The sequence below is a fragment of the Allobosea sp. 10N428 genome, assembly GCF_056394545.1.
In genome coordinates this window covers 331,590-355,282 of the sequence record NZ_JBFTIC010000006.1, presented here as the reverse complement: position 1 = coordinate 355,282, position 23,693 = coordinate 331,590, and the positions used below count along the sequence as shown (strand labels likewise).

Below are 23,693 nucleotides of genomic sequence, written 5' to 3'. Positions count from 1 at the left end.
GGTTTCGCGCGCAGCCTGTCAGCGAGGGTGTCCCGCGGGCCGCGCCGCCGTCAATGGCGGAAGTGGCGGTGTCCGGTGAAGACCATGGCGAGGCCGGCCTCGTCGGCCGCCTTGATGACCTCGTCGTCGCGCATCGAGCCGCCGGGCTGGATCACCGCGGTTGCCCCGGCTTCCGCCGCCGCGAGCAGGCCGTCGGCGAAGGGGAAGAAGGCGTCGGAGGCGACGACCGAGCCCTTGGCCAGGCTTTCCGCGACACCCGCCGCCTTCGCTGCCTCGGCCGCCTTCCAGGCGGCGATGCGCGAGGAATCGACGCGGCTCATCTGGCCGGCGCCGATGCCGACCGTGGCACAGTTCTTGGCGTAGACGATGGCGTTGGACTTGACGTGCTTGGCGACGCGGAAGGCGAAGCGCAGATCGGCGAGCTCGCGCTCGCTCGGCTGGCGCTTGGTCACGACCCTGAGCACCATGTCGTCGACGACGGCGTTGTCGCGCGACTGGGCGAGGAAGCCGCCGGCGACGGTGCGCAGCGCAAGGCCGGGCGCGCGGACATCCGGCAGACCGCCGGTGAGCAGCAGGCGCAGATTCTTCTTGGCGGCGATCATCGCGATCGCCTCCTCGTCGGCATCCGGAGCGATGATCACCTCGGTGAAGACCTCGACGATCTTCTTGGCGGCGGCCGCGTCGAGCTTGCGGTTCAGCGCGACGATGCCGCCGAAGGCCGAGACCGGGTCGCAGGCGAGCGCGCGCTCATAGGCTTCGAGCAGCGAGCCGCCGGCGGCGACGCCGCAAGGGTTGGCATGCTTGACGATGACGCAGGCGGCCGAGGCCTTCGGATCGAACTCGGCGACGCATTCGAAGGCGGCGTCGGTGTCGTTGATGTTGTTGTAGGAGAGCTGCTTGCCCTGGACCTGACGGGCGGTCGAGACGCCCGGCCGGTTCTCCGGCGTACGGTAGAAGGCGGCCCATTGATGCGGGTTCTCGCCGTAACGCATGGTCTCGGCGAGCGCGCCGCCCAGCGCCCGGAAGGCCGGCGCGGTGTCGCCGAGCTCATTGGCGAACCAGTTCGAGATCGCGGCGTCGTAGGCCGCGGTCCGGGCATAGGCCTTCTGGGCGAGCTTGCGGCGCAGCGTCAGCGTGGTCGCGCCCTTCTGGGCCTCGAGGTCGGCGAGGACGGAGGGGTAGTCGGCCGGCTCGACCACGACGGCGACGTCGTGATGGTTCTTGGCAGCGGCGCGGATCATCGCGGGGCCGCCGATATCGATGTTCTCGATGCAGTCATCATAGGCCTTGCCGGCCGCGACCGTCGCCTCGAACGGGTAGAGGTTCACGACGAGCAGGTCGATCGGCTGGATGCCGTGGCCGAGCATCGAGGCCTGGTGCTCGGGATGCGAGCGGATGGCGAGCAGGCCGCCATGGACCTTCGGATGCAGCGTCTTGACGCGGCCATCCATCATCTCGGGAAAGCCCGTGAGGTCGGAGACGTCGCTGACCGGCAGGCCGGCCTCGGCGATTGCCTTGGCGGTGCCGCCGGTCGAGACCAGCGCGATGCCGAGCTTGTGGAGGGCGCGCGCGAAGTCGATCAGCCCCGTCTTGTCGGAAACGGAAAGGAGAGCGCGTTCGACGCGGCGAAGTTCATTCGGCATCGGGGTTCTGGTCCGGCTTGGATTGCAGGGAAGGCTGTCGCGCGCGAGCTATCATGCTGCGGCGCGAAAGGCAAAGTTTGGCGTCGCAGAATCGTCACGCGTCGGGGGCGGGCCCGGCGGTTTCGCGTTCGGCAATGGCCGCGGCCACGGTCTTGCCCGCACGGGGATTGGCGGCGCTGATCCGGCTCAGGCGCCAGGTGATGCGCGGCGTCGTGGCCGCATCGAAGGCGACGACGAGCTGCTCCGTGCGGCGGCGCCCGTCGGAGGCGGCGAGAAAGAGGCTCTCCTCGATCACGATCGGCAATCCGCCGGCCTCGAAGCTCCAGACCTCGCCGGAAGCGAGCGCGAGCAGCGCGCCGCTGCCCTCGCGGACGAGGCTGGCGCGGATATTGGGGTGGAGATGAAAGCGAGCTGCGGCCGGCAGCGCCTCGCGCGGTCCGCCCAGCGCGACTTCGTCCTCACCCGAAAGCGTTGCGCCGTCATGGGCGAGCAGGAGGCGGCGGGAGTGGACCGCGCCGAGGCTGCGGCGGTAGCCATCGTGGCTGGCGACCCATTCGGGGCCATCGGCACCGTCCTGCCGGGCGACGCGGACATCGCGCGGCCCGGAGACGATCCGCATCTCACCGAGAACCATGCCGAAATTCGCGCTGGAGCGATCGTCGAGCACGAGAGCGGAGTGAGCTGCGGTGCTGCGCGCCGCGAGCCGGAGCTCCGGCGGCCCGAAGCGGCTGGCGCCGCAATTGACGATGATGCGCTGTGCGCCGCTCGAGAATTCGAAGGCGAGGCAGCCGGCATGGGCCTCGATGGAATAGGCGCCGTGCGGCGGTACGCCGGCATCGGCGACCACGACGCTGCGGCCCGCGGAGAGGCGGCTATAGCCGGAATAGGCTGCATGCTCCGTCGGGCGGCCGCGCGCGTCGTCATAGGCCGCGAGCGTCGCCATCAGATCGGGCGCGGTCGTCCCCATGCCGTTGAACAGGGCGAGCGAACCGTCGCCGTGCCGGAACAGGCGCAAATGCGGCATCATCCGCTCGATCGCGGTCAGCACTCCGCGCGGCGGTTCGAGCCCGCGCGCCGCGAACGTCTCCCGCAGCGGCAGCAGGTCGAGGAGAAGTTCGACCAGCATGCGCGGATTGCGCGAGAGGTGGCCGCCATCCGGCAGAATCTGCTCGTCGAGCTCGTCGGAGAGCATCGTCTCGGCGCGGCGGCGGCGAGCGTCCTGTCCATCGAGGCAGATGCCGGCAAGGGTGACCGCGATCAGGGCGTTCAGCCGGTCGGCCCCTTCCACAGCGCCGGCAAGCGCGAGGCTCAGCCGATCGGCCAGACGTGCGACATGGCGCAGGAAGCGCTCGTAGAAGGCGTGATCGGCGCCCTCCAACAGCAGCGGCGAGTGGGAGAGGATTGCGATCAGCCGGCGGGCCGCCACCGCCGGGCGGCGAGCGATATCGTGCCGGTCACGGCGCCTGGCGATGAAATCCTCGACGAGGCTGCGGGCATTGGCGCGGGCGATCGCAGTGTCGGCCGCACGCATGTGGCGCAGCCAGCCGAAACCGTAGAGAGCCTCGGCCCAGGCTTCGCTCGGCGGCTCGACATCGAAGGGCGATTCGCCATGGCTGCGGAGCGTGCGGCCGGCGAAGCTGTAGTAGCCGGCATAGACGTCGCCGGCCGTCGTCGGATCGGCAGTGCGCAGATCATGCGGTGCGAAGAGGAGACGGGTCGGGGTGCTGCGCCCGAAGGGCCAGAGCTTGCGCGTCGCGCCGATAAGCTGGCCACGGGTCCGCCGCGCCGCCCGTCCGATCGCGGCCTGGGCCAATCCCCGTCGCTCAGACCAGCCGCTCAAAACCCCCGTATGCTCCGTCCCCGGGCGCGGCCCGATGCCGCGCGAATAGTACCAGAGGAGCCGCGCCGTCCCAGCGCGCGAATCCTTGCTCCGTCATAGCCTGATCAGACGGGTTGCGTAAAATCCCGCCCATCCGGAGAGGCGCGGGGATTCGCCCTTCAGCTGATGCGGCAGCGTCCGGATATCGCCGTTTGCGTCGATCGCCTCAGCCAAACCGCCGATTTCGGCTGCCTCGACGGGTTTGCGACGAAACTGGGGATGACGCGCGAGGAAGGCGGCGATCTGCGCCTCGCCCTCCGCGGCTTCGAGCGAGCAGGTGCAGTAGATCAGCCGTCCGCCGGGTCTCGTCAGGGCGGCGGCCGCATCAAGCAGGCGCGCCTGCAGGCTGGCGAGCCGGTCGCGATCCTCCGGCAGCTTGGTCCAGGCGACGTCCGGGTGACGGCGGATCGTACCGGTCGCGCTGCAGGGCGCGTCGAGCAGGACGGCGTCGAAGGGCTCGGCCTTCCAAACTACGGCATCGGCCGTGACGACATCCGCCGTCAGGCCGAGGCGGGCGAGATTGGCTTTCAGGCGACGCAGGCGCGGCGCCGAGCGATCCAATGCCGTCACATCAGCGCCAGCGGCGGCGATCTGGGCAGTCTTGCCACCAGGCGCGGCGCAGAGATCGGCGATGCGTTCGCCGGGTTGCGGCGCCAGCAATCTCACCGGCAGCGCGGCGGCGGCGTCCTGCACCCACCACTCGCCTTCATCGTAGCCGGGCAGCCCGGCGATGGCCTGCCGCTCGCGCAGCCGGACTGAGCCGGTCGGCAGGGCGATGCCGTCGAGCGCCTCGGCCCAGCGGGCGGGATCGGCTTTGACGGTGATATCGAGCGGCGGTTCCTCGCGATGGCTCGCCGCGATCGCGGCAGCTGCTGCCTCGCCATAGGTCTCGCTCCAGCTCTCGGCGAGCCAATCGGGCGTGTCGAGGAGGGCATCCGCCTGCGCCTCGGCCAGGATCGCGTCCCGCTCGCGCACGATGCGGCGCAGCAGCGCGTTGCCGAGGGCGACGTAGCGCGCCGAACGAGCGTCCTCATGCAGATGGCGGATCGCGAGATCGACGGCGGCGTGGTCGGGCACGTCGAGGAAAAGGATCTGCGCGACCGCCGCCGTCACAATCGGCTCGAACGGGCCGGATTTGCGCGGGCTGCCGCGTTCGAGGCGCGCATCGACGGCGTGCTGGATCGTGCCGAGGCGGCGAAAGGCGGTGACGGCAATGGCGCGCGCCAGTCCGGCATCGGCTGCGTCGAGCCCCGAGGCCGGCAGCAGCCGGTCGACGGTCTCGTCGAGGGCGAGGCGGGCGCGCAGGACTTCATCGATGATGGTGGCGGCGAAGCGGCGGGCCGGCAGTCCGGGCGCATCGCTGCGTCCTGCTTCTGCCGGTTCCGGTGCGGGGCGGTTCGGGGAAGGGCGCTCGGCCATCTCAGCCCCAGGGCCCGGGCTGGCGGGGCGCGTTGCCCCAGGGGCTGTTGTCGGCCTGGGCGGAGAAGCTCGCTCCGCCCGTGCTGCGGCCGATGCCCATGGCGCGGGCCTGCTCCATCAGCGCCGCGATGCGGTTGCCGGTGTCGGGATGGGTCGAGAACAGATTATCCATGCCGCCGCCGGTCAAGGGATTGATGATGAACATGTGCGCCGTAGCAGGCTTGGCCTCGGCTGTCTCGTTGGGAATGTGCTGGACGCCCGCCGCGATCTTGGCCAGGGCATCGGCGAGCCAGACCGGATTGCCGACGATCTGCCCGCCGAGCTTGTCGGCCTCGTATTCGCGCGAGCGCGAGATCGCCATCTGGATCAGGGCGGCCGCCATCGGCGCGAGGATCGAGAGCAGAATCTGGACGACGAAGTTCGGGCGGTTGTCGCGCGAGCCGAAGAACATGCCGAAAGTGACGAGCGACGAGATCGCACCCGCGAAGGTCGCCGTGATCGTCATGGTCAGCGTGTCGTGATTCTTGATATGCGCCAGCTCATGCGCCATCACCCCAGCCAATTCCTCATAGGTCAGCGTGCGCAGGATGCCTGTCGTCGCCGCCACTGCCGCGTTCTGCGGATTGCGGCCGGTGGCAAAGGCGTTGGGCTGGTCTTCCTGGATCAGGTAGACGCGCGGCATCGGCATGTTCGCGCGCGCCGCGAGATCGCGCACCATGCCGTAAAGCTCCGGCGCGGTCCGCTCATCGACCTCCTGGGCGTTGTGTGCGGCAAGCGCCAGCCGGTCGGAGTTCCAGTAGCTGAAGAGATTGGTCACGGCGGCGAAGCCGAGCGCCATCAGCATGCCGCCGCCGCCGCCGAGCAGATAGCCCACCGCGCCGAACAGCGCGGTGAGGCCTGCCATCAACATGCCGGTGCGAACGTAGTTCATCGTTTCCCCTTCATCAGCAGCGCCGCGGGGCGGAAAGCCCTCGCGAAGGCCGGGTTCGTGCCCTATGTGGTGGGGGCGATCCCGATCCTGCAAGAGAAACCCTGCTAGGAAACGAGCCGAAAATGCCTGAGAAGGTCGAAGACGACGTGCCGTCTGATGCTGCGGAGCGCAAGAAGCTGCCGCCAGCCGCGCAGCGCGCGCTGGCCGAGGCGTCGGCCCGGCGGGCCGCTATCGATGCGCATGCGGCCGAGGTCGCGAAACAGCGCGAGCTCAACGGGCGTGGCGGCTTGGAGCCGGTGCGCTACGACGACTGGGAAGTGAAGGGCATCGCCAGCGATTTCTGAGCGCCAATCGGACCCGAATATGCGGAACATTGCCAATCCGCGGCGTTGCGTCCAAACAGCAGCCGGAAAGCAGCGGATTCTCGGTCATGGACAGCAACGACAAGCGCCTCGCGGCCCTGCGCCGCCTTCTGAGTGAGGCGCATGACAAGCTCGGCCTCAAGCTCGGCTTCCGGCTCTGGGACGGCAGCTCGGTGCCCGCCTCCTGGCCCTCCGACGGGCTCGCCATCGCCATCGCCGATGCCGGTGTCCTGGCCGCGCTGATCCGCAAGCCCAAGCTCGACACGCTGCTCAATCTGCATATCACAGACCGTATCTCGATCCGGAACGGCTCGATCTTCGATCTCGCGGCGGCACGGCCTGACGGCAAGGTCGGCAAGCTCGCACGCAACATCCCAAAGGGCGCGGTCTTCGACGTTGTCRGGCGCTTCATCTTCGCGCCCGGCAAGGCCGAGGCCGCCATCAGCCACCGCAAGGGCGACGAGATTGCGCGTGACGGCGCGCCGGCCACCAACAAGGCCAACATCGCCTATCATTACGACGTCTCGAACGATTTCTACCGGCTCTTCCTCGACGAGGAGATGGTCTACACCTGCGCCTATTTCACCGAGGATCACGCTGACCTCGAACGGGCCCAGCGCGACAAGCTCGACATGATCTGTCGCAAGCTGCGCCTGAAGCCGGGAGACCGTTTCCTCGATATCGGCTGCGGCTGGGGCGCGCTGGTCTGCCATGCGGCCCGCTATTACGGCGTTGAGGCCCATGGCGTGACGCTGGCCGAGGAACAGCTCGCCCTGGCGCGCGAGAAGGTCGAGAAGCTCGGGCTTCAGGGCAAGGTCACGCTCCACCTCAAGGATTTCACGCAGATGGAAGGGGAGTTCGACAAGATCTCCTCGATCGGCATGTTCGAACATGTCGGCATTCGCAACCACCCGTCCTATTTCCAGGCGGTGAACCGGCTGCTGCGGCCGCGCGGGCTCTATCTGCATCACTGCATCTCGCGCCGGGCCAAGAAGACGGAAAAGGCCTTCAACAAGATGCCGGCGGAATACCGAGCGCTGGTGCGCTACATCTTTCCCGGCGGCGAGCTCGACCATTTGGGTATGTCGATCGCCAATCTCGAGCGCTACGGTTTCGAGATCCACGATGTCGAAGGCTGGCGCGAGCATTACCAGCGCACGACGCGGCTATGGTGGGAAAGGCTCGAGGCGAACAAGGCGAAGGCCGAGGTCGAGATCGGCCCGGAGCGGACGCGGATGTGGCTGCTTTATCTCGCGGGCTGCTCGCTGGCCTTTGAACGTGGCGGTGCGCTGGTCAACCAGACGCTGGTCTCGAAGCGGCGCAAAGGTCCGTCCGGCCTGCCGCTGACGCGTGCAGACCTTTATCGCGACTGAACGGGACTCCGGCCGGCGCCGCTGCCGGCCATGCCGTTCGTCCCTGCATCTGCGGATGGGAAAGCCCGGCCGGGCTGGGCCATGACCTACTTCTTGATGAAGAGGTCGAGCTTTCCGTGGTGTTCGGCCAGCAGATAGTAGAAGGTCAGGCGGGATTTGGTCCGGTCCGCCTTCATGTGCTCGCAAACCGCCTTGATCGAACCGTCGAGATCGCCGGACTTCAGGCCGAGCTTCTTCTTCAGGAAGTTCTCGCGGACGCGGTCGACCTCGGCCGGGTCCGAGCAGGCAACGTAGCGGGTGTCCGGCTTGCTCATCACGAGCGCATAGGCCTTCGACATCCCGGCGAAGGCAGCATCGTTCAGCGGCTTCTTGGCGAACTTCTTCACGTCGGCGAGGTGATCCATCTGGTTGCCCCTTCCTGGCCCGTGGGAGGCACGGGCGGTTGCGTGTCGCGGCCGGAGGTTAACGCGGTTCCTTCCGGGCCGCGAGGGGAAAAAGCGCGTGATTGCCGGCTTTTGGAGCGGTTCGATGCGTCTTTCGTCGAAGCCCGGAATGCGCAGAGCGGATGGCGGGCCGTTTGCCGATGTGGGTTGAGCGATCGGCGGCGCGGTGCTGCGATGCAGCATCTGCTGGAGCAATGCCATGAACCCGACGATACTGATGGTGCCGCGCATGCCGGAGGCCCTGATCGCGCGGCTCAAGGAGAACTTCACCGTGCTTGGGCCGATGGAGCGCTCGACGCCGGAGGCCTTGCCGCCCGGCGCCGAGGAGGCTGAGGCGCTGCTCACGATGGGAAGCCTCCGCACCGATGCCGCGCTCATCGACGCTTTGCCGAAGCTCAGGCTGATCTGCTGCTATGGGACCGGCATCGAGGGCGTCGATCGGGCGCATGCCAAGGCGCGCGGAATCGCGCTGGGCAATGCCGGGACGGCCAATGCCGCCAGCGTGGCGGAATTCGCCATGGGGCTGCTGCTTGCCACGGCGCGGCAGATCCCACAGGCCGACCGCTTCGTCCGGGCCGGGCGCTGGCAGGGCAATTCGGTCCAGCGCATGGCCTCGGTGCCGGGGCTGGCGGGGCGCAAGCTCGGCATCTACGGGCTGGGCGCCATCGGCAGCCGCATCGCACGGCGCGCCGAAGCCTTCGACATGGAGATCGGCTATCACAATCGCAGCCGCCGCGCCGATACGCCCTATCTCTACCATGACAGCCTGCTCGGTCTCGCCGAATGGGCCGATCTTCTGGTGGTTTCGGCGCGTGCCAGCGCCGAGAACCGCCATGCGATCGATGCCGCCATGCTGAAGGCGCTGGGGCCGCGCGGGCATCTCGTCAACATATCGCGCGGCATCGCGGTCGACGAGGACGCGCTGTGCGCAGCGCTGGAGACCGGCGCGATCGCGGGTGCGGGGCTCGACGTCTACGAGAACGAACCCCATGTCTCCGACAGGCTGAAGGCGCTCGACAATGTCGTGCTGACGCCGCATATCGCGGCCGCCTCGGATACCGCGCAAGACGCACAGCAGGAGGTCATGCTCGGCAATCTCGAAGCCTTCTTCGCCGGGCGTCCGCTGCTCTCGCCGGTGGCGGCGTGACGCTCAGGGCATGACGACGACGGGCGTGCCCATCTGGACGCGGGCGTAGAGGTCGATCACGTCCTGGTTGTGCATGCGGAAGCAGCCATAGGAGGCGGCAGTGCCGATCGTGTTCGGCATGTTCGTGCCGTGGATGGCGTATTGCCCTCCAGGGCCGAGGCCGATGACGCGCGCACCCATCGGGTTGCGCGGCGAGCCGCCGGGGATGACGTCTGGCAGGCGGGGATTGTCGCGCTTGACCTCGGCCGGCGGAGCCCAGGCCGGGTCGACCTGCATTTCCTCGACATATTTGACGCCGCGCCATTGCTTGCCGGCCTTGCCGACCGCGATCGTGTAGCGGATCGCCGTGCCGGGCGCGACGACGAAATACAGCTTCCGCTCGCCGGTGCGGATGAGGATGGTGCCGGGCTCGAAGCGGTCATCGTTGAGCCCGATGACCTCACGCGCTTCGGCGCTGGTCAGGGCCGGCAATAACAAGGCAGCGGCGAGGCCGATGGCGGCGAGGTGTCGGTCCATGGTCGAAACTCCCGTTCGGACGCGGACGGGGTTTAAGCCTCAGTCGTGAAGCATGGGTTGAGCGATATGGTGAAGCGGGATTCAGGATGAAGCGCTGGTGAATCGCCCTTCAAACGGCGGGGCGCGCGCGGTGCTGCTGCGGTAGCAGGAAGGGCAGCCCCGGCGCCGGCGCGCGGCTCAGTGTCAGGTCGACCTTGAAGACCTGGCGCAGCAGGGCATCGTCGAGCGTGCGCGCCGGCGGGCCCTGCGCGATGATCTGCCCCTGATCCATCACCACCAGATGGTCGGCATAGGTCACGGCGAGGTTGAGGTCGTGCAGGACGATCAGCACGGCGACGCCGCGGGAGGCAATGCCGCGCGCCATGTCGAGCAGCGCCAGCTGGTGGCACAGATCGAGGCTGGCGATCGGCTCGTCGAGGAAGAGCACCTGCCTCTCGGCGACGCTCCGGCCGGCCTCGAGCTGGCAGAGCACGCGGGCGAACTGCACGCGCTGCTGCTCGCCGCCCGAGAGCGTCTGATAGCGGCGGCCGGCGAGGTCGATCACCCCAGCGGCGGCAAGGCTCTCGGCGACGATCGCCTCGCGGCGCTGGCGCGTCAGCGCCCGGCCGATCCCGTCGACGCCAAGGCTTGCGACCTCGTAGACGCTGAAGGGGAAAGCGAGGCGGGCATGCTGGGCCATGACGGCGCGCTGGCAGGCGAGGCGCCAATGGGGGATCGCCGCGAGCGGCTCTCCGGCGATGCGGACATCTCCGCCGGCGGGCTTCGCTTCGCCGGTGAGGAGCTTCAGGAGGGTCGATTTTCCCGCGCCGTTCGGCCCGATCAGGATCGTGGTCGTGCCGCCCGCGAGCTCGAGGCTGGCGTCGGCGACCAGCCGGCGGCCACCTGCCGCGAAGCCGACGCCATGGGCGGAGAGGACGGGCGTCGCTTCAGACATCGAGAGCGCTCGAGCGCCGCAGCAGCAGCCAGAGGAAGAAGGGCGCGCCGATCGTGGCGGTGACGATGCCGATCGGGAGCTCGGCCGGAGCGACGATCAGTCGTGCGACGATATCGGCTCCGACGAGCAGCATCGCGCCGCCCAGCGCCGAAAGCGGCAGCAGCAGCCGGTGGTCCGGGCCGACGCAGAGCCGGATCAAATGCGGCACGACGATGCCGACGAAGCCGACCATTCCAGCCGAGGCGACGCTGGCGCCGACGGCGAGCGCGACCAGCAGGATGGCCAGCGCCTTGATGCGCTGGACGGGGATGCCGAGATGGTAGGCTTCGGCCTCGCCAAGCATGAGCCCGTTCAATCCGCGCGCCAGCAACGGCATCAACAGGAGCAGCGGCAGAATGATCGGCGCGACGACAGAGAGCTTGGTCCAGCTTGCGCCACCGAGGCTGCCGAGCGACCAGAAGGTCAGATCGCGCAGCTGGCGGTCATCCGAGATGAAGGAGAGCAGTCCGGTAAGCGCACCCGCCATGGCACCGAGCGCGACGCCGGCCAGCAGCATCGTGGCGACCGAGGTCCGGCCGCCGCGCGTCGCGATGAGATAGAGCGCCAGCGTCGAGACGAGGCCGCCGCAGAAGGCTCCGATCGGCAGAGCGGCGAAGGGCAGCTTCATCATGGTGCCCGCGAGGAAGCGGTCACCGAGGACGATGGTAGCGGCGGCGGCGAGGCCCGCGCCGCTGGAAACGCCGACGAGGCCGGGATCGGCCAGCGGATTGCGGAACAGCCCCTGCATCAGTGCGCCGGAAACCGCGAGTCCTGCGCCGACGAGCAGGCCGAGCAACACGCGCGGCAGGCGGATGTTGAGCACGACGAGCGCATCGCGTCCTTCCAGCAGCGCGGCCTCGCCCGTCAGCTTCGCCATCAGGATCTCGGCGACGCGCCCCGGAGAAATGGAGATGGCACCCTGGCCGACGGCGACGATGGCGATCAGCAGACTGGCCAGGGAGAGCCCGACGACAGCCAGCAGGCCGGCGCGGCGCCGGCCGGCGATCAGCGTCGTCAGCGCGCCGGAAGCCATGGGGAGGGGCGCCGCGAGGGTCACGGGGCAGCGGCCGTCTTCAACGGCGGGATCGCGGCCTCCGGATAGATCGATGCCATGAGGTCGCGCGCAGCCATTGGCGTGCGCGGGCCGAAGCCGAGCAGGTAGAGCCCGTCCATATGGACCAGCCGCTTCTCCTTGGCCGCGGGCGTCTGGGAGAAGGACGGCATGGCGAAGAGTTCGTCAGGCGTGGTGTTGTGGGCGCTGCTGTTGCGCATCATCAGCACCATCTCGGGCGCGGCGGCGGCGATCGCCTCATCCGTCATCGGCTTGTAGCCCTCGATCGCGTCCGCGACGTTGATGCCACCCGCCAGCGAGATGATCGCATCGGCCGAGCTGTTGCGGCCGCCGACGAGGGCGCGGCCGTTCTGAAGCGATAGCAGGAACAGCACACGCTTCTTCTTGGCGATTCCGGCTCGCAAATTGGCGAGTTCCTCGAACCGGGCTCTGGTCTGTTCCGAAAGGCGCTCGGCGGGAGCCGCCGCGCCGATGGCGGTGCCGATCGCAGCGATCTTGCTCGCGACCCCTTCCGGGGTCAGCCCGTCGCCGATGCGCGCGATCCTCACGCCGGATTCGGTCAGCAGCGAGACGGCATCCGGGGGGCCGGCGCCGTCGATCAGCATGATGAACGTCGGCTTGAGGGAAAGGACGCCCTCGGCCGAAAGAGCGCGGAAGTAGCCGACATTCGCCTTGTCCTTCAGCGCCTCCGCGGGGAACTGGCTGGTGGAATCGACGCCGACGATCCGCTCCTGCAGGCCGAGCGCATAGATCACCTCGGTGATGACGCCGCCGGCGACGACGATGCGCTCGGGCGTCTGCGCCAATGCGGGTGCGACAGGGCCGAGCCCGGCCAGGGCGAGCAACGACAAGGCCGAGACCGTCAGCTCCCGTCGGTTCGGTTGCACCGGCGCGGAATGCATCGCTCGATCGTATGAGCCAGACATGGTGCAACTCCATTCGGATGCCGCCGGCGGGCGGCGGCCATTGCAATTCAATCCGATCGGCAGAGATCGTCTTGTTTAGAATGTTTCAACAAAGTAAATTCTAGTTTTGAATTACTCAAAACAAGAATTGACTGAGTGTATTGTTGACGGTGATATTCATCTTTACTACAAGGGGTCAAGGGCAGCGCCTGTGCGCCGCCGGCTTCGGTCGCGGCGCGTCGTCGCGCGGCCTCTCCCGGCACGCATTCTCCCCGGTGAACGCTTCGCCAGGCGTTTATCCGGAAATGGCGATGACCGGCCGCGTAGCGGCACCCTTTCATTTCAGCCGGCTCGCGGCTTCACATGCAGGATGCGTCGATGTTCATCGCCATGAATCGCTTCAAGGTCGTCAAGGGCGAGGAGGCCGCCTTCGAGACCGTCTGGTCCTCGCGCAAGAGCCGGCTCGACGAGATGCCCGGTTTCATCGCTTTCCACCTGCTCAAGGGGCCGGAGAAGGAGGATCATACGCTCTACTCCTCGCATACGAGCTGGGCCTCGAAGGACGATTTCGTCGCCTGGACGAAATCGGATCAGTTCCGCGAGTCGCATCGCAATGCCGGCCAGCCGCGCCCGAAGCCGATCTATCTCGGCCATCCCGAGTTCGAGGGTTTCGAGACGGTGCTGAGCGAGAGCAATCCGCACCTGCCGCGCCAGGCGGCCGAGTGAGGCTGCAACGATGACGACTGCCGATATCGCGACCCGCGATCCGATCGAACATGCCCGCGCGCTGCTCGCCGCCAAGCCCGACGGCCTTATCGAAGCCGTGGCGCGCGAAGCCAACGTCTCGACGCGGGCCGTGCTGGAGCTCCTGCCGGCCGAGCAGCGCCTCTTCCTGGCGCCCGAGCGGTTCGAGGATGTCTGGAAAGAGCTCGCAAGCTGGGGCACGGTGCTCTTTCTGATGCACACGCCCGACATCGTGCTGGAATGCGAAGGCTCGCTGCCCATCGGCAGTTTCGGCCATGGCTACTACAACATCCATGGCGACAGCCCGATCGGCGGCCACATCAAGGCTGAGAACTGCCGCGCGATCTATCTTGTCGATCGCAGCACGGCACAGGGCCGGCGGGCCTGTTCGGTCCAGTTCTTCAACGGCGCCGGCGAGGTGATGTTCAAGGTCTTCGTGCGGCGCGACGCCGCGCGCCAGCTCCTGCCGGATCAGCTGGAACGCTTCGAAACGCTCAAGGCCAAACACGCCTGAGCCCCAAAAAAGGCGACATGGTGCGCTTGATGCGCTGCGACCCGGGGCGGGATCACCGCCCCCTTTCCAGCTATCGGCCCGTGACCAAGCTTAATCGATCGTTAACCATACAGGCGCAGCCTCCTCGGCAGAAGGCGCGTCATCCGTGAATCAGTCCGCCAATCGTTCTTCCGCGAAGAGTGGCGCAGGACCGGTACGAGACGGCCCATCCGATCATCCGAGCATGGATGTCGATATGACCGCTCAAGTCGTCATGGAACGGGTGCAGCTCGCGCCACGCCAAGCCATAGGGCGCCTGTCGGCTGGCCGGCGCTTTGTTGCGGCACGCGCGCCGCTGCTGCGCTCCAGCCTGAGCTCCTCGATCCTGCTCGGCCTGCGCTTCATCCAGGCGCGGCTGATCTCGGTGTGGGGGTTGCTGGTTGCCGCCATCCTCTGCCCGCCTTTCGTCTTTGCCGCCTTCGCCGTGTTCTCGGCGCTGGTCAATTTCGTTTCGATCGCCGCCCTGCTGCGGCTGGAAGCCGTCTTCTTCCAGAGCGCGGACCGCGCCCGGCTCGGGCATGCCTTCCGGCTGGCCGCCGTCGTCGGGCTGGCGTTTTGCGGCATCGCCGCGGTTCTGCTGATCGGGCTGGCGCTGTCGGGCTGGGTAGCTCCCGCCATTGCCCTGCTGTTCCTCGGTTCGCTGTCGGCGCGCGCGGTGCTTCGCCTGCTCTGGACGGAGGCGACCGCCGAGGGCGACTTCCGCGCGATCGGCAACAGCAATGTCGTTCAGGCCATCGCGCAGCCAGCGCTCATGCTGGCCCTGATCGGCATCTTCGGGCCGAAAGCGCTCGCGCTTTTCATGGCCGACACGTTGGGGCATGTCCTTGCGGCGCTCTACCTGCTGCGGCGGCGCTGGGGCGCGATCTCGCCGTTGGTGGAACCGCGGATGTGGTCGTCGCAGAGCCTGCTCGTCGCAGCCTATCACTGGCGGAGCATCCCGCTGACATTGCTGCCGACCGCGCTGCTGTCCTATGGCTTCGCGATTGCGCCGGTGCTCGCGCTCCCCTACGCGGCCAACACCGCGCTCGCCGCGCAGGTCGCGCTATCGATGCGCTTGCTCGACATGCCGACGCAGATGTTCGGCACGGTGTCGGCGCCGATCGCGTTGAATCGGCTGCGCGCCTATGCGGGCGCACGCCGTCGTTTCGTGGCGCGCGTGATGGCGGTCGGGCTGATCGGCGCCGCGGCGCTGCTGTTCGGCTCCATCGCCGTGGTCGCAACTCTGGTCGAGCCGCTGTTCGACGGAACGCACTGGGACAATCTGGGCCGGGTTCTGGCGCTGCTTGCGCCGTTCTACGCGGGCATCGCGGTGCTGACGCCGCTTCAGGATATGGCGACGCTGTCGCGCCAGCCTGCCTGGCAGGTGCTGATCAATGCACTGGCGCTGGTCGCGATCATCGCGACGATGGTCTGGTTCAGGTCATTGTCGCCGGAGCTTCTGCAGGCGATCGGCGCAATTTCTATCCTGCGCGCCCTCGTCCATACGGGCTTCGTCTGGCTGCATCTCGGCGATGCCGAGATCACGCCCGCGGGTGGCCCCGTCGTCGGAAGCCCGGCGCGCTGAGCCGCCGGGAGCCCGTCATTCCCGACGAAGCAACCCGTCAGCAACGAGCGAGGAAAACAGGCCGGGCTTGAACTCCTGCTCGAGCCGCTCCGGATCGTAGATGGTCTCGACCCAATCGAGGAATGCGATTCCCTTGGCGTCCCCCTCGCGGCGATAGGCCTCGAAGAAGGCATCGAGGATGCCGGTCTTGGCAAAGCGGAAATGGCCGTAGCGCAGCGCGAGCTGGCGCATGGCCTCCGCGAGCGGGCGCTTTTCGTGGATCAGGAGATAGAGGGCGGAGAAGAAGCCGGCCCGGTCGGCCCCCGACTTGCAATGCACAAGCACGGGCTCCTCGAGGCTCTCGAAGAAGCTTTTCGCATTGAGGATCGTCTCGCGCTCGGGCGCGCCGCGCGAGCGCAGGACGAAATCGATCAGCGTGATGCCGTGACGCTCGCAGGCTTCCTTCTGCAAGGGCCAGGAGCCGTGCTCGCGTCCGCCGCGCAGATTGACGATGGTTCTGACGCCCTTGCGGGCAAAGCCGGCTATCTGATGCGGAGCCGGCTGGGCCGAACGCCAGAGCCGCGGCGTCACCCGATGGGTATTGAGATAGGCCAGGCGGAAGATGCCGTGGTCGACAAGCAGCATGTTGGCCCAGGCGCGCAGGCGCTGGCCTCGGCTCTCGATCGGCCGGTCCCAGCGTGCGATGCGGGCCATGCGCCGGGCGTAACGCTCCGCATCGGGGCGCAGCCGGGTCAGCACGGAAGGGCCTTGGTCGTTTTCATGCACCGCCCGATACCAGCGTGACTCCGGCAGCGCAAATCATTGGGCAACCGAAAACCAAGGAAGGGGTTGGCCTTTTCGCTCCGAACTTGCATAAGGCCCGGCGAAATTTTGTAATGACAGGTTCCCCATGCGCATCGATGCCATCTCCATCGGCAAGAACCCGCCCGACGAAGTCAACGTCCTGATCGAAGTGGCGATCGGAGGCGAGCCGATCAAGTATGAGATGGACAAGGAAGCCGGAACGCTCTTCGTCGACCGCTTCCTTTACACGCCGATGCGCTATCCTGGGAATTACGGCTTCATCCCCCATACGCTTTCGGAGGACGGAGATCCCTGCGACGTCCTGGTTGCCAATACGCGCCCGCTGGTGCCGGGTTCCTACATTGCGGTCCGGCCGATCGGCGTGATGCTGATGGAGGATGAGGGTGGCGGCGACGAGAAGATCATCGCCGTGCCCGTGCCGAAGCTCACCAAGCGCTACGAGAACGTCCACAACTACACCGATCTGCCGCAGATCACGCTCGACCAGATCCAGCACTTCTTCGAGCACTACAAGGACCTTGAGCCCGGCAAGTGGGTGAAGCTCAAGGGCTGGGGCGACGCCGCCGAGGCCAAGAAGCTGATCGTCGAGGCCATGGAGCGCGCCAAGGCTGCCAAGAAGGGCTGAGTCCGGCTCCTACGGGTTCAGAGTCCACGGGGCTGCGCCAGGCGCGGCCCCGTTTTCGTTTCACGCCGCAATCGCCTCGGCCAGCGCCACGGTGCGGCGCGCGATTTCGGCATGAAGCAATTCGACCATGCGGCCTTCGAGCTGGATCGCGCCCTTGCCTGCATTCTCCGGCAGATCGAAGGCGGTGATGATGGCGCGGGCCCGCGCCAGTTCCGCCTCGTCCGGCGCGAAGATCATGTTTGCGGGCCCGACCTGCGACGGGTGGATCAGGGTCTTGCCGTCGAAGCCGAGGTCGCGAGCCTGCTCGCATTCGGCAAGGAAGCCGGCCTCGTCCTTGATGTCGTTGTAGACGCCGTCGAGGATGTCGATGCCATGGGCCCGGGCAGCCAGAAGGGCGCTGGTCAGCCAGGGCAGCATGGTCGCGCGGCCCGGCACGAAGCGGGCCCGCGTTTCCTTGGCGAGGTCGTTGGTGCCCATCACGAAGCAGGCAAGCCGCGTTGCCGGATCACGCGCGGCGCGGGCGATGCGCTCGACCTCGAGGATGGCGAGCGGGGTCTCGATCATCGCCCAGATTGCGATGGCGGGGTCGGCCCACAGGCCGGTCAAGCGGCCGCCGATTTCCTGCAGCGTCTCCGGGGCCGCGACTTTCGGGATCAGGATCGCCTGCGGCTTCGCCTCCGTGGCGGCGGCGAGATCATCAGCGAACCAGGGCGTTCCGACACCGTTGACGCGGATCACGAGCTCGCGCCCGCCATATCCGCCAGCCTTCACCGCGGCACAGACCTGTTCGCGGGCGGTGGTCTTGGCATCGGGTGCGACGGCATCCTCCAGATCGAGGACGAGGACGTCGGCCGCGATCTCGCGGGCCTTTTCGAGCGCGCGGGCGTTGGAGCCGGGCATGTAGAGGGCGCTGCGGCGGGGGCGTATCGTGGTCATCGTCTCTCCTGACACGGGCCTGCTTGTGCTGCGCTGCACAGTAGAGCAACGCAGTCGCAATACCAGCGCTGCGAAAGGCGGAGGAAACGGGATGGCGTGGCTTGCCGGCGTCGATGGCTGCAAGGGCGGCTGGATCGCCGCCTTTTGCGATACGGAATTCAGGGGATCTCCAACCGTTCAGGTGTTTCGCGATTTTCAGAGCATTCTGATGCATGAAACGAGACCTGCCATCGTCGCCGTGGATATGCCGATCGGCTTACCCGACAGGATACAGGGACGAGGGCGTGGGCCTGAGGAAGCTGCAAGGGCTGTTCTCGGCCAGCGCGGGACTTCCGTTTTCAGCATTCCTTCGCGAGCTGCGGTCTATGCCGTGAGCCGTCCCGTTGTCGGCATGGACGATATTGATCGTTCCCACGCATATGCCTGCGATATCGCCCGACAGAGCTCGATGCCTGCAGCGGGGTTCAGCCGCCAAGCTTTCATGATCCTCCCCAAAATCCGAGAGATCGACGCCCTTCTTCGGAACGATTCTTTGATTAAGGAGCGGACGCGGGAGATTCACCCGGAAGTAGCCTTCTGGTCGATGAACGGCGAACGGCCGCTCGATTTTCCGAAGAAGACCGTAGAGGGTTCGGCCGAACGCACCCGACTTCTCGTCTCGCAAGGAGTTTGTCTGGCCGCAGCCGAAGGACCTGTCCCCAAAGGTGCAAAACGAGACGACCTGCTCGATGCGCTGGCGGCGCTGGTTGTCGCCCGGCACATTGCTGCGGGGCGTGGGCGCCCCTTTCCCGATCCGCCGGGACGCGATAGCCACGGTCTTCCGATTGCGATCTGGACCTATCGTCCAGTCTCCGAGCCTCGTCAGGATATCGCCATGAGCGCACGCCCCGTCACCCGTCCGATGATCGAGGAAGCGGCAGCGCGCATCGCCGGCCATGCCCGGGTCACCCCCGTGATGCGGCTGGGCACCGGCGCCTTCGGCTCCGCTGCGGATATCTCGCTCAAGCTCGAATGCCTGCAGCATGCCGGCTCGTTCAAGACGCGCGGCGCCTTCAACAACCTGCTGTCGCTGCCGGTTCCGGCCGCTGGCGTTTCGGCTGCCTCGGGCGGCAATCACGGTGCGGCAGTAGCCTATGCCGCGATGAAGCGTGGCGTGAAGGCGACCATCTTCGTGCCGGAGATTTCGCCGGCGGCTAAGGTCGAGGCGATCAAGCGCTTCGGTGCCGATGTTATCATCGGCGGCGCGCAATACGATGATGCGCAGGCCGCCTGCGATCGTTTCGTTGCCCAGACCGGCGCGCTCAAGATTCATCCCTTCGCGGCCAAGGAGACGATAACGGGGCAGGGCACGCTCGGTCGCGAATGGGATCTGCAGGAGCCGGATCTCGATACCGTGCTGGTCGCGGTCGGGGGCGGCGGCCTGATCTCTGGCATTGCGAGCTGGTTCGCCGGTAGCAAGGTCAAGGTCGTTGGCGTGGAGCCAGAGGGTTCGCGCGCCCTGCAGGCGGCGCTCGATGCCAAGGGGCCGATCGAGGTCAAGGTCGCGTCGGTCGCGGCGGATTCGCTGGGCGCCCGCAATGTCGGCCAGCTCGTCTACGACGTGACGAAGAACAGCGTCGATCATGTCGCGCTCGTGCCTGATGCGGCGATTACCGAGGCGCAGGTCGTGCTCTGGCGCGATTTCCGCCTCGCGGTCGAGCCGGGCGGGGCGGCGGCCTTGGGCGCGCTTCTGTGTGGCGCCTACAAGCCCGCGCAGGGCGAGCGGCTTGGCGTGCTGGTCTGCGGCGCCAATGTCGACCTGACGAAACTCGCCGCCATCGTGGGCTGACGCCACCGTCGATCGCGGACGCTCCTGCTTTCGTCGGGGCTGGACGATCGCCTTCGTTGCAGCGCAAAATCGCAGGCGATCAGGAGGCGATGCATGTCAGGCTCCGCGCCCAAGACCAATTCCGGCCGTTTCTTCGAGGATTTCCAGCTCGGGGACGTCATCGTCCATGCGACGCCGCGCACGGTCACGGTCGGCGACGTTGCGCTCTATACGGCCCTCTATGGACCGCGCTTCGCCGTGCAGTCCTCGGAGGCTTTCGCCCGCGCGATCGGGTATCCGGCAGCGCCGGTCGACGATCTGCTCGTCTTTCACATCGTCTTCGGCAAGACCGTGCCGGATGTCTCGCTCAATGCCGTCGCCAATCTCGGCTATGCCGACGGCCGCTTCCTCAAGCCGGTCTTCCCGGGGGACACGCTCTCGACCACCTCGGAGGTGATCGGGCTGAAGCAGGCTTCCGCTGGGGATGCCGGCATCGTCTATGTCCGCTCGATCGGGCGCAACCAGCATGGCGAGATCGTGCTGAGCTATGCGCGCTGGGTCTTGGTGCGCAAGCGCAGCCCGGGCACGCCAGCCCATGCCGAACAGGTGCCGGAGCTGGCGAGGGCGGTGCAGCCGGAAGAACTGGGGCAAGGCTGCCCCGCGGTCGAACTCTCGGCCTATGACGATGCGTTGGCCGGTTCCTCGTTCCGCTGGAGCGACTACGACGTCGGAGAACGGATCGACCATGTCGACGGCATGACCGTCGAGGAGGCCGAACATCAGATTGCGACACGGCTCTACCAGAATACGGCCAAGGTTCATTTTGACGCTCATGCCGCGCAGAGCAGCCGCTTCGGCAAGCGCCTGATCTATGGCGGCCACGTCATCAGCCTGGCGCGTGGGCTTTCCTTCAACGGCCTCGGCAACGCCTTCCACATTGCCGCGATCAATGGCGGGCGGCATGTCGCGCCGCTCTTCGCCGGCGACACCGTCTATGCCTGGAGCGAGGTGCTGGCGAGTGCGGAATTGCCGGGGCGCAGCGATGTCGGTGCTGTCAGGCTCAGGCTCGTCGCGGTCAAGAACCGGCCTTGCGCGGACCATCCGCTGAAGGCAGGAGATCAGTACGATCCCAGCGTCATCCTCGATTTCGACTACTGGGTGCTGCTGCCGCGCTAAGCTTTTTGTAACGAAATGACGATTTTCAGAATCTGTAACTTCGTTCTGCGCGTGCCGCATTGCAGCGCCGGAACGGTTTCGTTAGAGAACCAGTCACTCTAGAATGATCCCAATTGGGTCCGCCTCCTTTTGCGGGCCGCTTGATCGGAGAATGATATTGGCCGAGGTCAAGCCCGCGGCTCGCCCGCTTTCGCCGCACCTTCAGATCTATCGCTGGTCCTGGACGATGGCGATGTCCGTCGCCCATCGCGTCACCGGCACGGGGCTCTATCTCGGCACGTTGCTGATCGCCGGCTGGCTGGTGGCCGCCGCTTCCGGCCCCGCCGCCTTCGATACGGCACAGGCGGTCGCCGGCTCCTTCCTCGGCCGCCTCGTGCTGTTCCTCTACAGCTTCTCGCTCATCCACCATATGGTCGGTGGCCTCCGGCATTTCGTCTGGGACATGGGCAAGGGCTACGAACCCGAGACCCGGATGAACATGGCGAAGTTCTCGCTCGTCGCCTCGGCGAGCCTGACGGTCCTGGTCTGGATCGTCGCCCTGGTCCTGCGCTGAGGAGCACGTCCATGCTGTCCAATTCCTCGATGCGCACCCCGCTCGGCCGCGTTCGCGGCCTCGGTTCCGCCAAGTCCGGCACCGGCCATTTCTGGCTGCAGCGCGTTACCGCCGTCTCGAACCTGATCCTGACGGTGATCTTCATCGGCGTCGTCATCGCGCTCGTCGGCCGGCCCTATCCGGCTGCGGTCGCGCTGCTGACGAACCCCTGCGTCGCGATCCTGATGCTGCTCTTCATCCTCTCGGCCTGCATCCATATGCGGCTGGGCATGCAGGTCATCATCGAGGACTATATCCATGAGGAGGGGCCCAAGATCCTCGCCGTCATGGCCAACACCTTCTTTGCCATCGCGGTCGGCGCGGCCAGCGTCTACGCGGTGCTGAAGCTGTCTTTTGGAGGCTGATCCGATGGCGATCACCAAGTCCCGCCCGGTCCCGGCCTATACCGGCACCGCCTATCCGATCACGGACCACACCTTCGACGTCGTCGTCGTCGGCGCCGGCGGCGCCGGGCTTCGCGCCACCGTCGGCTGCTCGCAGGCCGGCCTGCGCACGGCCTGCATCACCAAGGTGTTCCCGACCCGCTCGCACACCGTCGCGGCCCAGGGCGGCGTCGCCGCTTCGCTCGGCAATATGGGCAAGGACACCTGGCAGTGGCACATGTACGACACCGTGAAGGGGTCGGACTGGCTCGGCGACCAGGACGCCATCGAATATCTCGTGCGCAACGCGCCGGCCGCCGTCTACGAGCTCGAGCACTGGGGCGTGCCGTTCTCGCGCACCGAGGATGGCCGCATCTACCAGCGCCCCTTCGGCGGCATGACCACTGAATTCGGCGAGGGCCCGCCGGCCCAGCGCACCTGCGCGGCGGCCGACCGCACCGGCCATGCCATGCTGCACACGCTCTACGGGCAGGCGCTGCGCTACAACACCGAGTTCTTCATCGAGTACTTCGCCATCGACCTGATCATGGACGAGGACGGGCATTGCCGCGGCGTGATCGCGCTCAAGCTCGATGACGGCACGCTGCACCGTTTCCGCGCCCAGCAGACGATCCTGGCCACCGGCGGCTATGGCCGCACCTATTTCTCCGCGACCTCCGCCCATACCTGCACCGGCGACGGCGGCGGCATGGTGCTGCGCGCCGGCCTGCCGCTGCAGGACATGGAATTCGTGCAGTTCCACCCGACCGGGATCTACGGCTCCGGCTGCCTGATCACCGAGGGCGCGCGCGGCGAGGGCGGCTACCTCACCAACTCCGAAGGCGAGCGCTTCATGGAGCGCTATGCCCCCTCGGCCAAGGACCTCGCCTCGCGCGACGTCGTCTCACGCTCGATGACGATGGAGATCCGGGCCGGGCGCGGCGTCGGCAAGGACAAGGACCACATCTACCTGCATCTCGACCATCTCGATCCGAAGATCCTGCACGAGCGCCTGCCCGGCATCTCGGAGAGCGCCAAGATCTTCGCCGGGGTGGACGTGACGCGTGAGCCGATCCCGGTGCTGCCGACCGTCCACTACAACATGGGCGGCATCCCGACGAACTATCACGGCGAGGTGCTGACCAAGGTCGGCGGCGATCCGGACACGGTCGTTCCCGGCCTGATGGCGCTGGGCGAAGCGGCCTGCGTCTCGGTGCATGGCGCCAACCGCCTCGGTTCGAACTCGCTGATCGACCTCGTGGTGTTCGGCCGCGCGGCCGGCCTGCGCTGCGCCGATACGGTGACGGCTGGCGAGAAGCAGCCGGAACTGCCGAAGAATTCGTCGGATCTGGCGCTCACACGCCTCGACAAGTACCGCAACGCTGCGGGCAAGACGCCGACTGCGGAGCTCCGCGACCGGATGCAGCGGACGATGCAGAACAACTGCGCTGTCTACCGCACCGGCGACACGCTGGAAGAGGGCCACAAGCTCATCCACGAGGTCTGGGGCGGCATCACCGACATTGGCACCAAGGATCGCTCGCTGATCTGGAACTCCGATCTCATCGAGACGCTGGAGTTCGACAACCTGATCACCCAGGCGGTCGTTACCATGGATTCGGCGCTGAACCGTCCGGAAAGCCGCGGCGCGCATGCCCGCGAGGACTATCCGAACCGCGACGACAAGGACTGGATGAAGCACACCCTGGCCTGGATCGACGACGAGAAGCGCACGGTCACCCTCGATGACCGGCCGGTGCACACTTACACGATGTCCAACGATATCGAGTACATCAAGCCCAAAGCGCGGGTGTACTGATGCTAGGGCGGCGGGTGCAGGCAGTTC

At 67.1% G+C, this 23,693-nt stretch carries 23 protein-coding genes and 1 pseudogene; 13 read left to right on the top strand and 11 right to left on the bottom strand.

Going from position 1 to position 23,693, the window contains the following annotated elements:
• Window positions 1-50: 50 nt before the first annotated feature.
• From purH to htpX, 4 genes are all read right to left on the bottom strand, one after another.
• Window positions 51-1,643, bottom strand: coding sequence for a bifunctional phosphoribosylaminoimidazolecarboxamide formyltransferase/IMP cyclohydrolase (gene purH, locus AC1DDA_RS20010; RefSeq protein ID WP_476797076.1), 1,593 nt, complete (start codon window positions 1,641-1,643; stop codon window positions 51-53).
• A 94-nt stretch (window positions 1,644-1,737) separates the two neighbouring features.
• Complete coding sequence (locus AC1DDA_RS20005) at window positions 1,738-3,456, bottom strand: heparinase II/III family protein (protein WP_476797075.1); 1,719 nt, start codon at window positions 3,454-3,456, stop codon at window positions 1,738-1,740.
• 120 nt (window positions 3,457-3,576) lie between these two features.
• Entirely contained in the window at window positions 3,577-4,941 is a 1,365-nt protein-coding gene (locus AC1DDA_RS20000) for an RsmB/NOP family class I SAM-dependent RNA methyltransferase (RefSeq protein WP_476797074.1), read from the bottom strand.
• A gap of 1 nt (window position 4,942) precedes the next feature.
• Window positions 4,943-5,872, bottom strand: a complete 930-nt coding sequence (htpX, locus tag AC1DDA_RS19995; protein WP_476797073.1) for a zinc metalloprotease HtpX — start codon at window positions 5,870-5,872, stop codon at window positions 4,943-4,945.
• Between the two features lie 122 nt (window positions 5,873-5,994).
• Here htpX and AC1DDA_RS19990 point away from each other — a divergent pair, with 122 nt between their 5' ends.
• Entirely contained in the window at window positions 5,995-6,216 is a 222-nt protein-coding gene (locus AC1DDA_RS19990; protein ID WP_476797072.1) for a DUF1674 domain-containing protein, read from the top strand.
• A gap of 86 nt (window positions 6,217-6,302) precedes the next feature.
• Window positions 6,303-7,607, top strand: coding sequence for a class I SAM-dependent methyltransferase (locus AC1DDA_RS19985; RefSeq protein ID WP_476797071.1), 1,305 nt, complete (start codon window positions 6,303-6,305; stop codon window positions 7,605-7,607).
• Between the two features lie 86 nt (window positions 7,608-7,693).
• Here the strand turns inward: AC1DDA_RS19985 and AC1DDA_RS19980 are convergent, their stop codons facing one another.
• Complete coding sequence (locus AC1DDA_RS19980; RefSeq protein WP_476779635.1) at window positions 7,694-8,011, bottom strand: DUF2853 family protein; 318 nt, start codon at window positions 8,009-8,011, stop codon at window positions 7,694-7,696.
• 238 nt (window positions 8,012-8,249) lie between these two features.
• Here AC1DDA_RS19980 and AC1DDA_RS19975 point away from each other — a divergent pair, with 238 nt between their 5' ends.
• Window positions 8,250-9,197 (top strand): 2-hydroxyacid dehydrogenase, encoded by a 948-nt coding sequence (locus AC1DDA_RS19975; RefSeq protein WP_476797070.1) that lies wholly within the window; start codon window positions 8,250-8,252, stop codon window positions 9,195-9,197.
• Window positions 9,198-9,200: 3 nt separating this feature from the next.
• Here AC1DDA_RS19975 and AC1DDA_RS19970 read toward each other — a convergent pair whose 3' ends face one another.
• The 4 genes from AC1DDA_RS19970 to AC1DDA_RS19955 form a co-directional block, all read right to left on the bottom strand.
• A complete protein-coding gene (locus AC1DDA_RS19970; RefSeq protein WP_476779633.1) occupies window positions 9,201-9,713 on the bottom strand; it encodes a L,D-transpeptidase in 513 nt (170 codons plus the stop codon).
• Between the two features lie 109 nt (window positions 9,714-9,822).
• The gene (locus AC1DDA_RS19965; RefSeq protein ID WP_476779632.1) at window positions 9,823-10,647 is read right to left on the bottom strand and encodes a heme ABC transporter ATP-binding protein; all 825 of its coding nucleotides are present in this window, start codon (window positions 10,645-10,647) and stop codon (window positions 9,823-9,825) included.
• Entirely contained in the window at window positions 10,640-11,719 is a 1,080-nt protein-coding gene (locus AC1DDA_RS19960; RefSeq protein WP_476797069.1) for a FecCD family ABC transporter permease, read from the bottom strand. The genes AC1DDA_RS19965 and AC1DDA_RS19960 overlap by 8 nt, the downstream gene beginning before the upstream one ends.
• A gap of 20 nt (window positions 11,720-11,739) precedes the next feature.
• Window positions 11,740-12,684 carry a heme/hemin ABC transporter substrate-binding protein gene (locus tag AC1DDA_RS19955; protein ID WP_476797068.1) on the bottom strand — a complete coding sequence of 315 codons (945 nt, stop codon included), beginning with the start codon at window positions 12,682-12,684 and terminating at the stop codon, window positions 11,740-11,742.
• A gap of 357 nt (window positions 12,685-13,041) precedes the next feature.
• Between AC1DDA_RS19955 and hmuQ the strand changes: the two genes are divergently transcribed.
• From hmuQ to AC1DDA_RS19940, 3 genes are all read left to right on the top strand, one after another.
• Window positions 13,042-13,389 (top strand): heme-degrading protein HmuQ, encoded by a 348-nt coding sequence (gene hmuQ / locus AC1DDA_RS19950; RefSeq protein ID WP_441511565.1) that lies wholly within the window; start codon window positions 13,042-13,044, stop codon window positions 13,387-13,389.
• A gap of 10 nt (window positions 13,390-13,399) precedes the next feature.
• Window positions 13,400-13,921: a heme utilization cystosolic carrier protein HutX gene (gene hutX, locus AC1DDA_RS19945; protein WP_476797067.1), complete on the top strand. Its 522-nt coding sequence runs from the start codon at window positions 13,400-13,402 to the stop codon at window positions 13,919-13,921.
• A 235-nt stretch (window positions 13,922-14,156) separates the two neighbouring features.
• A complete protein-coding gene (locus AC1DDA_RS19940) occupies window positions 14,157-15,524 on the top strand; it encodes a hypothetical protein (RefSeq protein ID WP_476797066.1) in 1,368 nt (455 codons plus the stop codon).
• Between the two features lie 15 nt (window positions 15,525-15,539).
• Here the strand turns inward: AC1DDA_RS19940 and AC1DDA_RS19935 are convergent, their stop codons facing one another.
• Complete coding sequence (locus AC1DDA_RS19935) at window positions 15,540-16,262, bottom strand: fused DSP-PTPase phosphatase/NAD kinase-like protein (protein WP_476797065.1); 723 nt, start codon at window positions 16,260-16,262, stop codon at window positions 15,540-15,542.
• A gap of 151 nt (window positions 16,263-16,413) precedes the next feature.
• Between AC1DDA_RS19935 and ppa the strand changes: the two genes are divergently transcribed.
• On the top strand, window positions 16,414-16,953 hold the full coding sequence (gene ppa, locus AC1DDA_RS19930) for an inorganic diphosphatase (protein ID WP_441511569.1): 540 nt from the start codon (window positions 16,414-16,416) through the stop codon (window positions 16,951-16,953).
• Window positions 16,954-17,013: 60 nt separating this feature from the next.
• Here the strand turns inward: ppa and AC1DDA_RS19925 are convergent, their stop codons facing one another.
• Complete coding sequence (locus AC1DDA_RS19925) at window positions 17,014-17,889, bottom strand: HpcH/HpaI aldolase/citrate lyase family protein (RefSeq protein WP_441511570.1); 876 nt, start codon at window positions 17,887-17,889, stop codon at window positions 17,014-17,016.
• Window positions 17,890-17,980: 91 nt separating this feature from the next.
• On the opposite strand from AC1DDA_RS19925, the pseudogene AC1DDA_RS19920 reads away from it, so the two are divergent.
• The 6 genes and pseudogenes from AC1DDA_RS19920 to sdhA all read left to right on the top strand — a co-directional run.
• Window positions 17,981-18,628 (top strand): annotated as a pseudogene (locus AC1DDA_RS19920) (DUF429 domain-containing protein); the annotation flags it as partial.
• Window positions 18,629-18,763: 135 nt separating this feature from the next.
• Window positions 18,764-19,717 carry a threonine/serine dehydratase gene (locus AC1DDA_RS19915; RefSeq protein WP_476797101.1) on the top strand — a complete coding sequence of 318 codons (954 nt, stop codon included), beginning with the start codon at window positions 18,764-18,766 and terminating at the stop codon, window positions 19,715-19,717.
• A 93-nt stretch (window positions 19,718-19,810) separates the two neighbouring features.
• Window positions 19,811-20,872 (top strand): MaoC family dehydratase, encoded by a 1,062-nt coding sequence (locus AC1DDA_RS19910; protein WP_476797064.1) that lies wholly within the window; start codon window positions 19,811-19,813, stop codon window positions 20,870-20,872.
• A gap of 151 nt (window positions 20,873-21,023) precedes the next feature.
• A complete protein-coding gene (gene sdhC, locus AC1DDA_RS19905) occupies window positions 21,024-21,425 on the top strand; it encodes a succinate dehydrogenase, cytochrome b556 subunit (protein WP_476797063.1) in 402 nt (133 codons plus the stop codon).
• Between the two features lie 11 nt (window positions 21,426-21,436).
• Window positions 21,437-21,829: a succinate dehydrogenase, hydrophobic membrane anchor protein gene (gene sdhD, locus AC1DDA_RS19900; protein WP_441511574.1), complete on the top strand. Its 393-nt coding sequence runs from the start codon at window positions 21,437-21,439 to the stop codon at window positions 21,827-21,829.
• Window positions 21,830-21,833: 4 nt separating this feature from the next.
• Window positions 21,834-23,666, top strand: a complete 1,833-nt coding sequence (gene sdhA / locus AC1DDA_RS19895; protein WP_476797062.1) for a succinate dehydrogenase flavoprotein subunit — start codon at window positions 21,834-21,836, stop codon at window positions 23,664-23,666.
• Window positions 23,667-23,693: the final 27 nt, after the last annotated feature.

Coding starts and splice junctions, on each gene's coding strand:
- purH (WP_476797076.1), bottom strand. CDS start 1,643: ATGCCGAATGAACTTCGCCGCGTCGAACGCGCTCTCCTTTCCGTTTCC.
- AC1DDA_RS20000 (WP_476797074.1), bottom strand. CDS start 4,941: ATGGCCGAGCGCCCTTCCCCGAACCGCCCCGCACCGGAACCGGCAGAA.
- htpX (WP_476797073.1), bottom strand. CDS start 5,872: ATGAACTACGTTCGCACCGGCATGTTGATGGCAGGCCTCACCGCGCTG.
- AC1DDA_RS19990 (WP_476797072.1), top strand. CDS start 5,995: ATGCCTGAGAAGGTCGAAGACGACGTGCCGTCTGATGCTGCGGAGCGC.
- AC1DDA_RS19980 (WP_476779635.1), bottom strand. CDS start 8,011: ATGGATCACCTCGCCGACGTGAAGAAGTTCGCCAAGAAGCCGCTGAAC.
- AC1DDA_RS19975 (WP_476797070.1), top strand. CDS start 8,250: ATGAACCCGACGATACTGATGGTGCCGCGCATGCCGGAGGCCCTGATC.
- AC1DDA_RS19970 (WP_476779633.1), bottom strand. CDS start 9,713: ATGGACCGACACCTCGCCGCCATCGGCCTCGCCGCTGCCTTGTTATTG.
- AC1DDA_RS19965 (WP_476779632.1), bottom strand. CDS start 10,647: ATGTCTGAAGCGACGCCCGTCCTCTCCGCCCATGGCGTCGGCTTCGCG.
- AC1DDA_RS19960 (WP_476797069.1), bottom strand. CDS start 11,719: ATGGCTTCCGGCGCGCTGACGACGCTGATCGCCGGCCGGCGCCGCGCC.
- AC1DDA_RS19955 (WP_476797068.1), bottom strand. CDS start 12,684: ATGTCTGGCTCATACGATCGAGCGATGCATTCCGCGCCGGTGCAACCG.
- hmuQ (WP_441511565.1), top strand. CDS start 13,042: ATGTTCATCGCCATGAATCGCTTCAAGGTCGTCAAGGGCGAGGAGGCC.
- hutX (WP_476797067.1), top strand. CDS start 13,400: ATGACGACTGCCGATATCGCGACCCGCGATCCGATCGAACATGCCCGC.
- AC1DDA_RS19940 (WP_476797066.1), top strand. CDS start 14,157: ATGACCGCTCAAGTCGTCATGGAACGGGTGCAGCTCGCGCCACGCCAA.
- ppa (WP_441511569.1), top strand. CDS start 16,414: ATGCGCATCGATGCCATCTCCATCGGCAAGAACCCGCCCGACGAAGTC.
- AC1DDA_RS19925 (WP_441511570.1), bottom strand. CDS start 17,889: ATGACCACGATACGCCCCCGCCGCAGCGCCCTCTACATGCCCGGCTCC.
- AC1DDA_RS19915 (WP_476797101.1), top strand. CDS start 18,764: ATGAGCGCACGCCCCGTCACCCGTCCGATGATCGAGGAAGCGGCAGCG.
- AC1DDA_RS19910 (WP_476797064.1), top strand. CDS start 19,811: ATGTCAGGCTCCGCGCCCAAGACCAATTCCGGCCGTTTCTTCGAGGAT.
- sdhC (WP_476797063.1), top strand. CDS start 21,024: ATGATATTGGCCGAGGTCAAGCCCGCGGCTCGCCCGCTTTCGCCGCAC.
- sdhD (WP_441511574.1), top strand. CDS start 21,437: ATGCTGTCCAATTCCTCGATGCGCACCCCGCTCGGCCGCGTTCGCGGC.
- sdhA (WP_476797062.1), top strand. CDS start 21,834: ATGGCGATCACCAAGTCCCGCCCGGTCCCGGCCTATACCGGCACCGCC.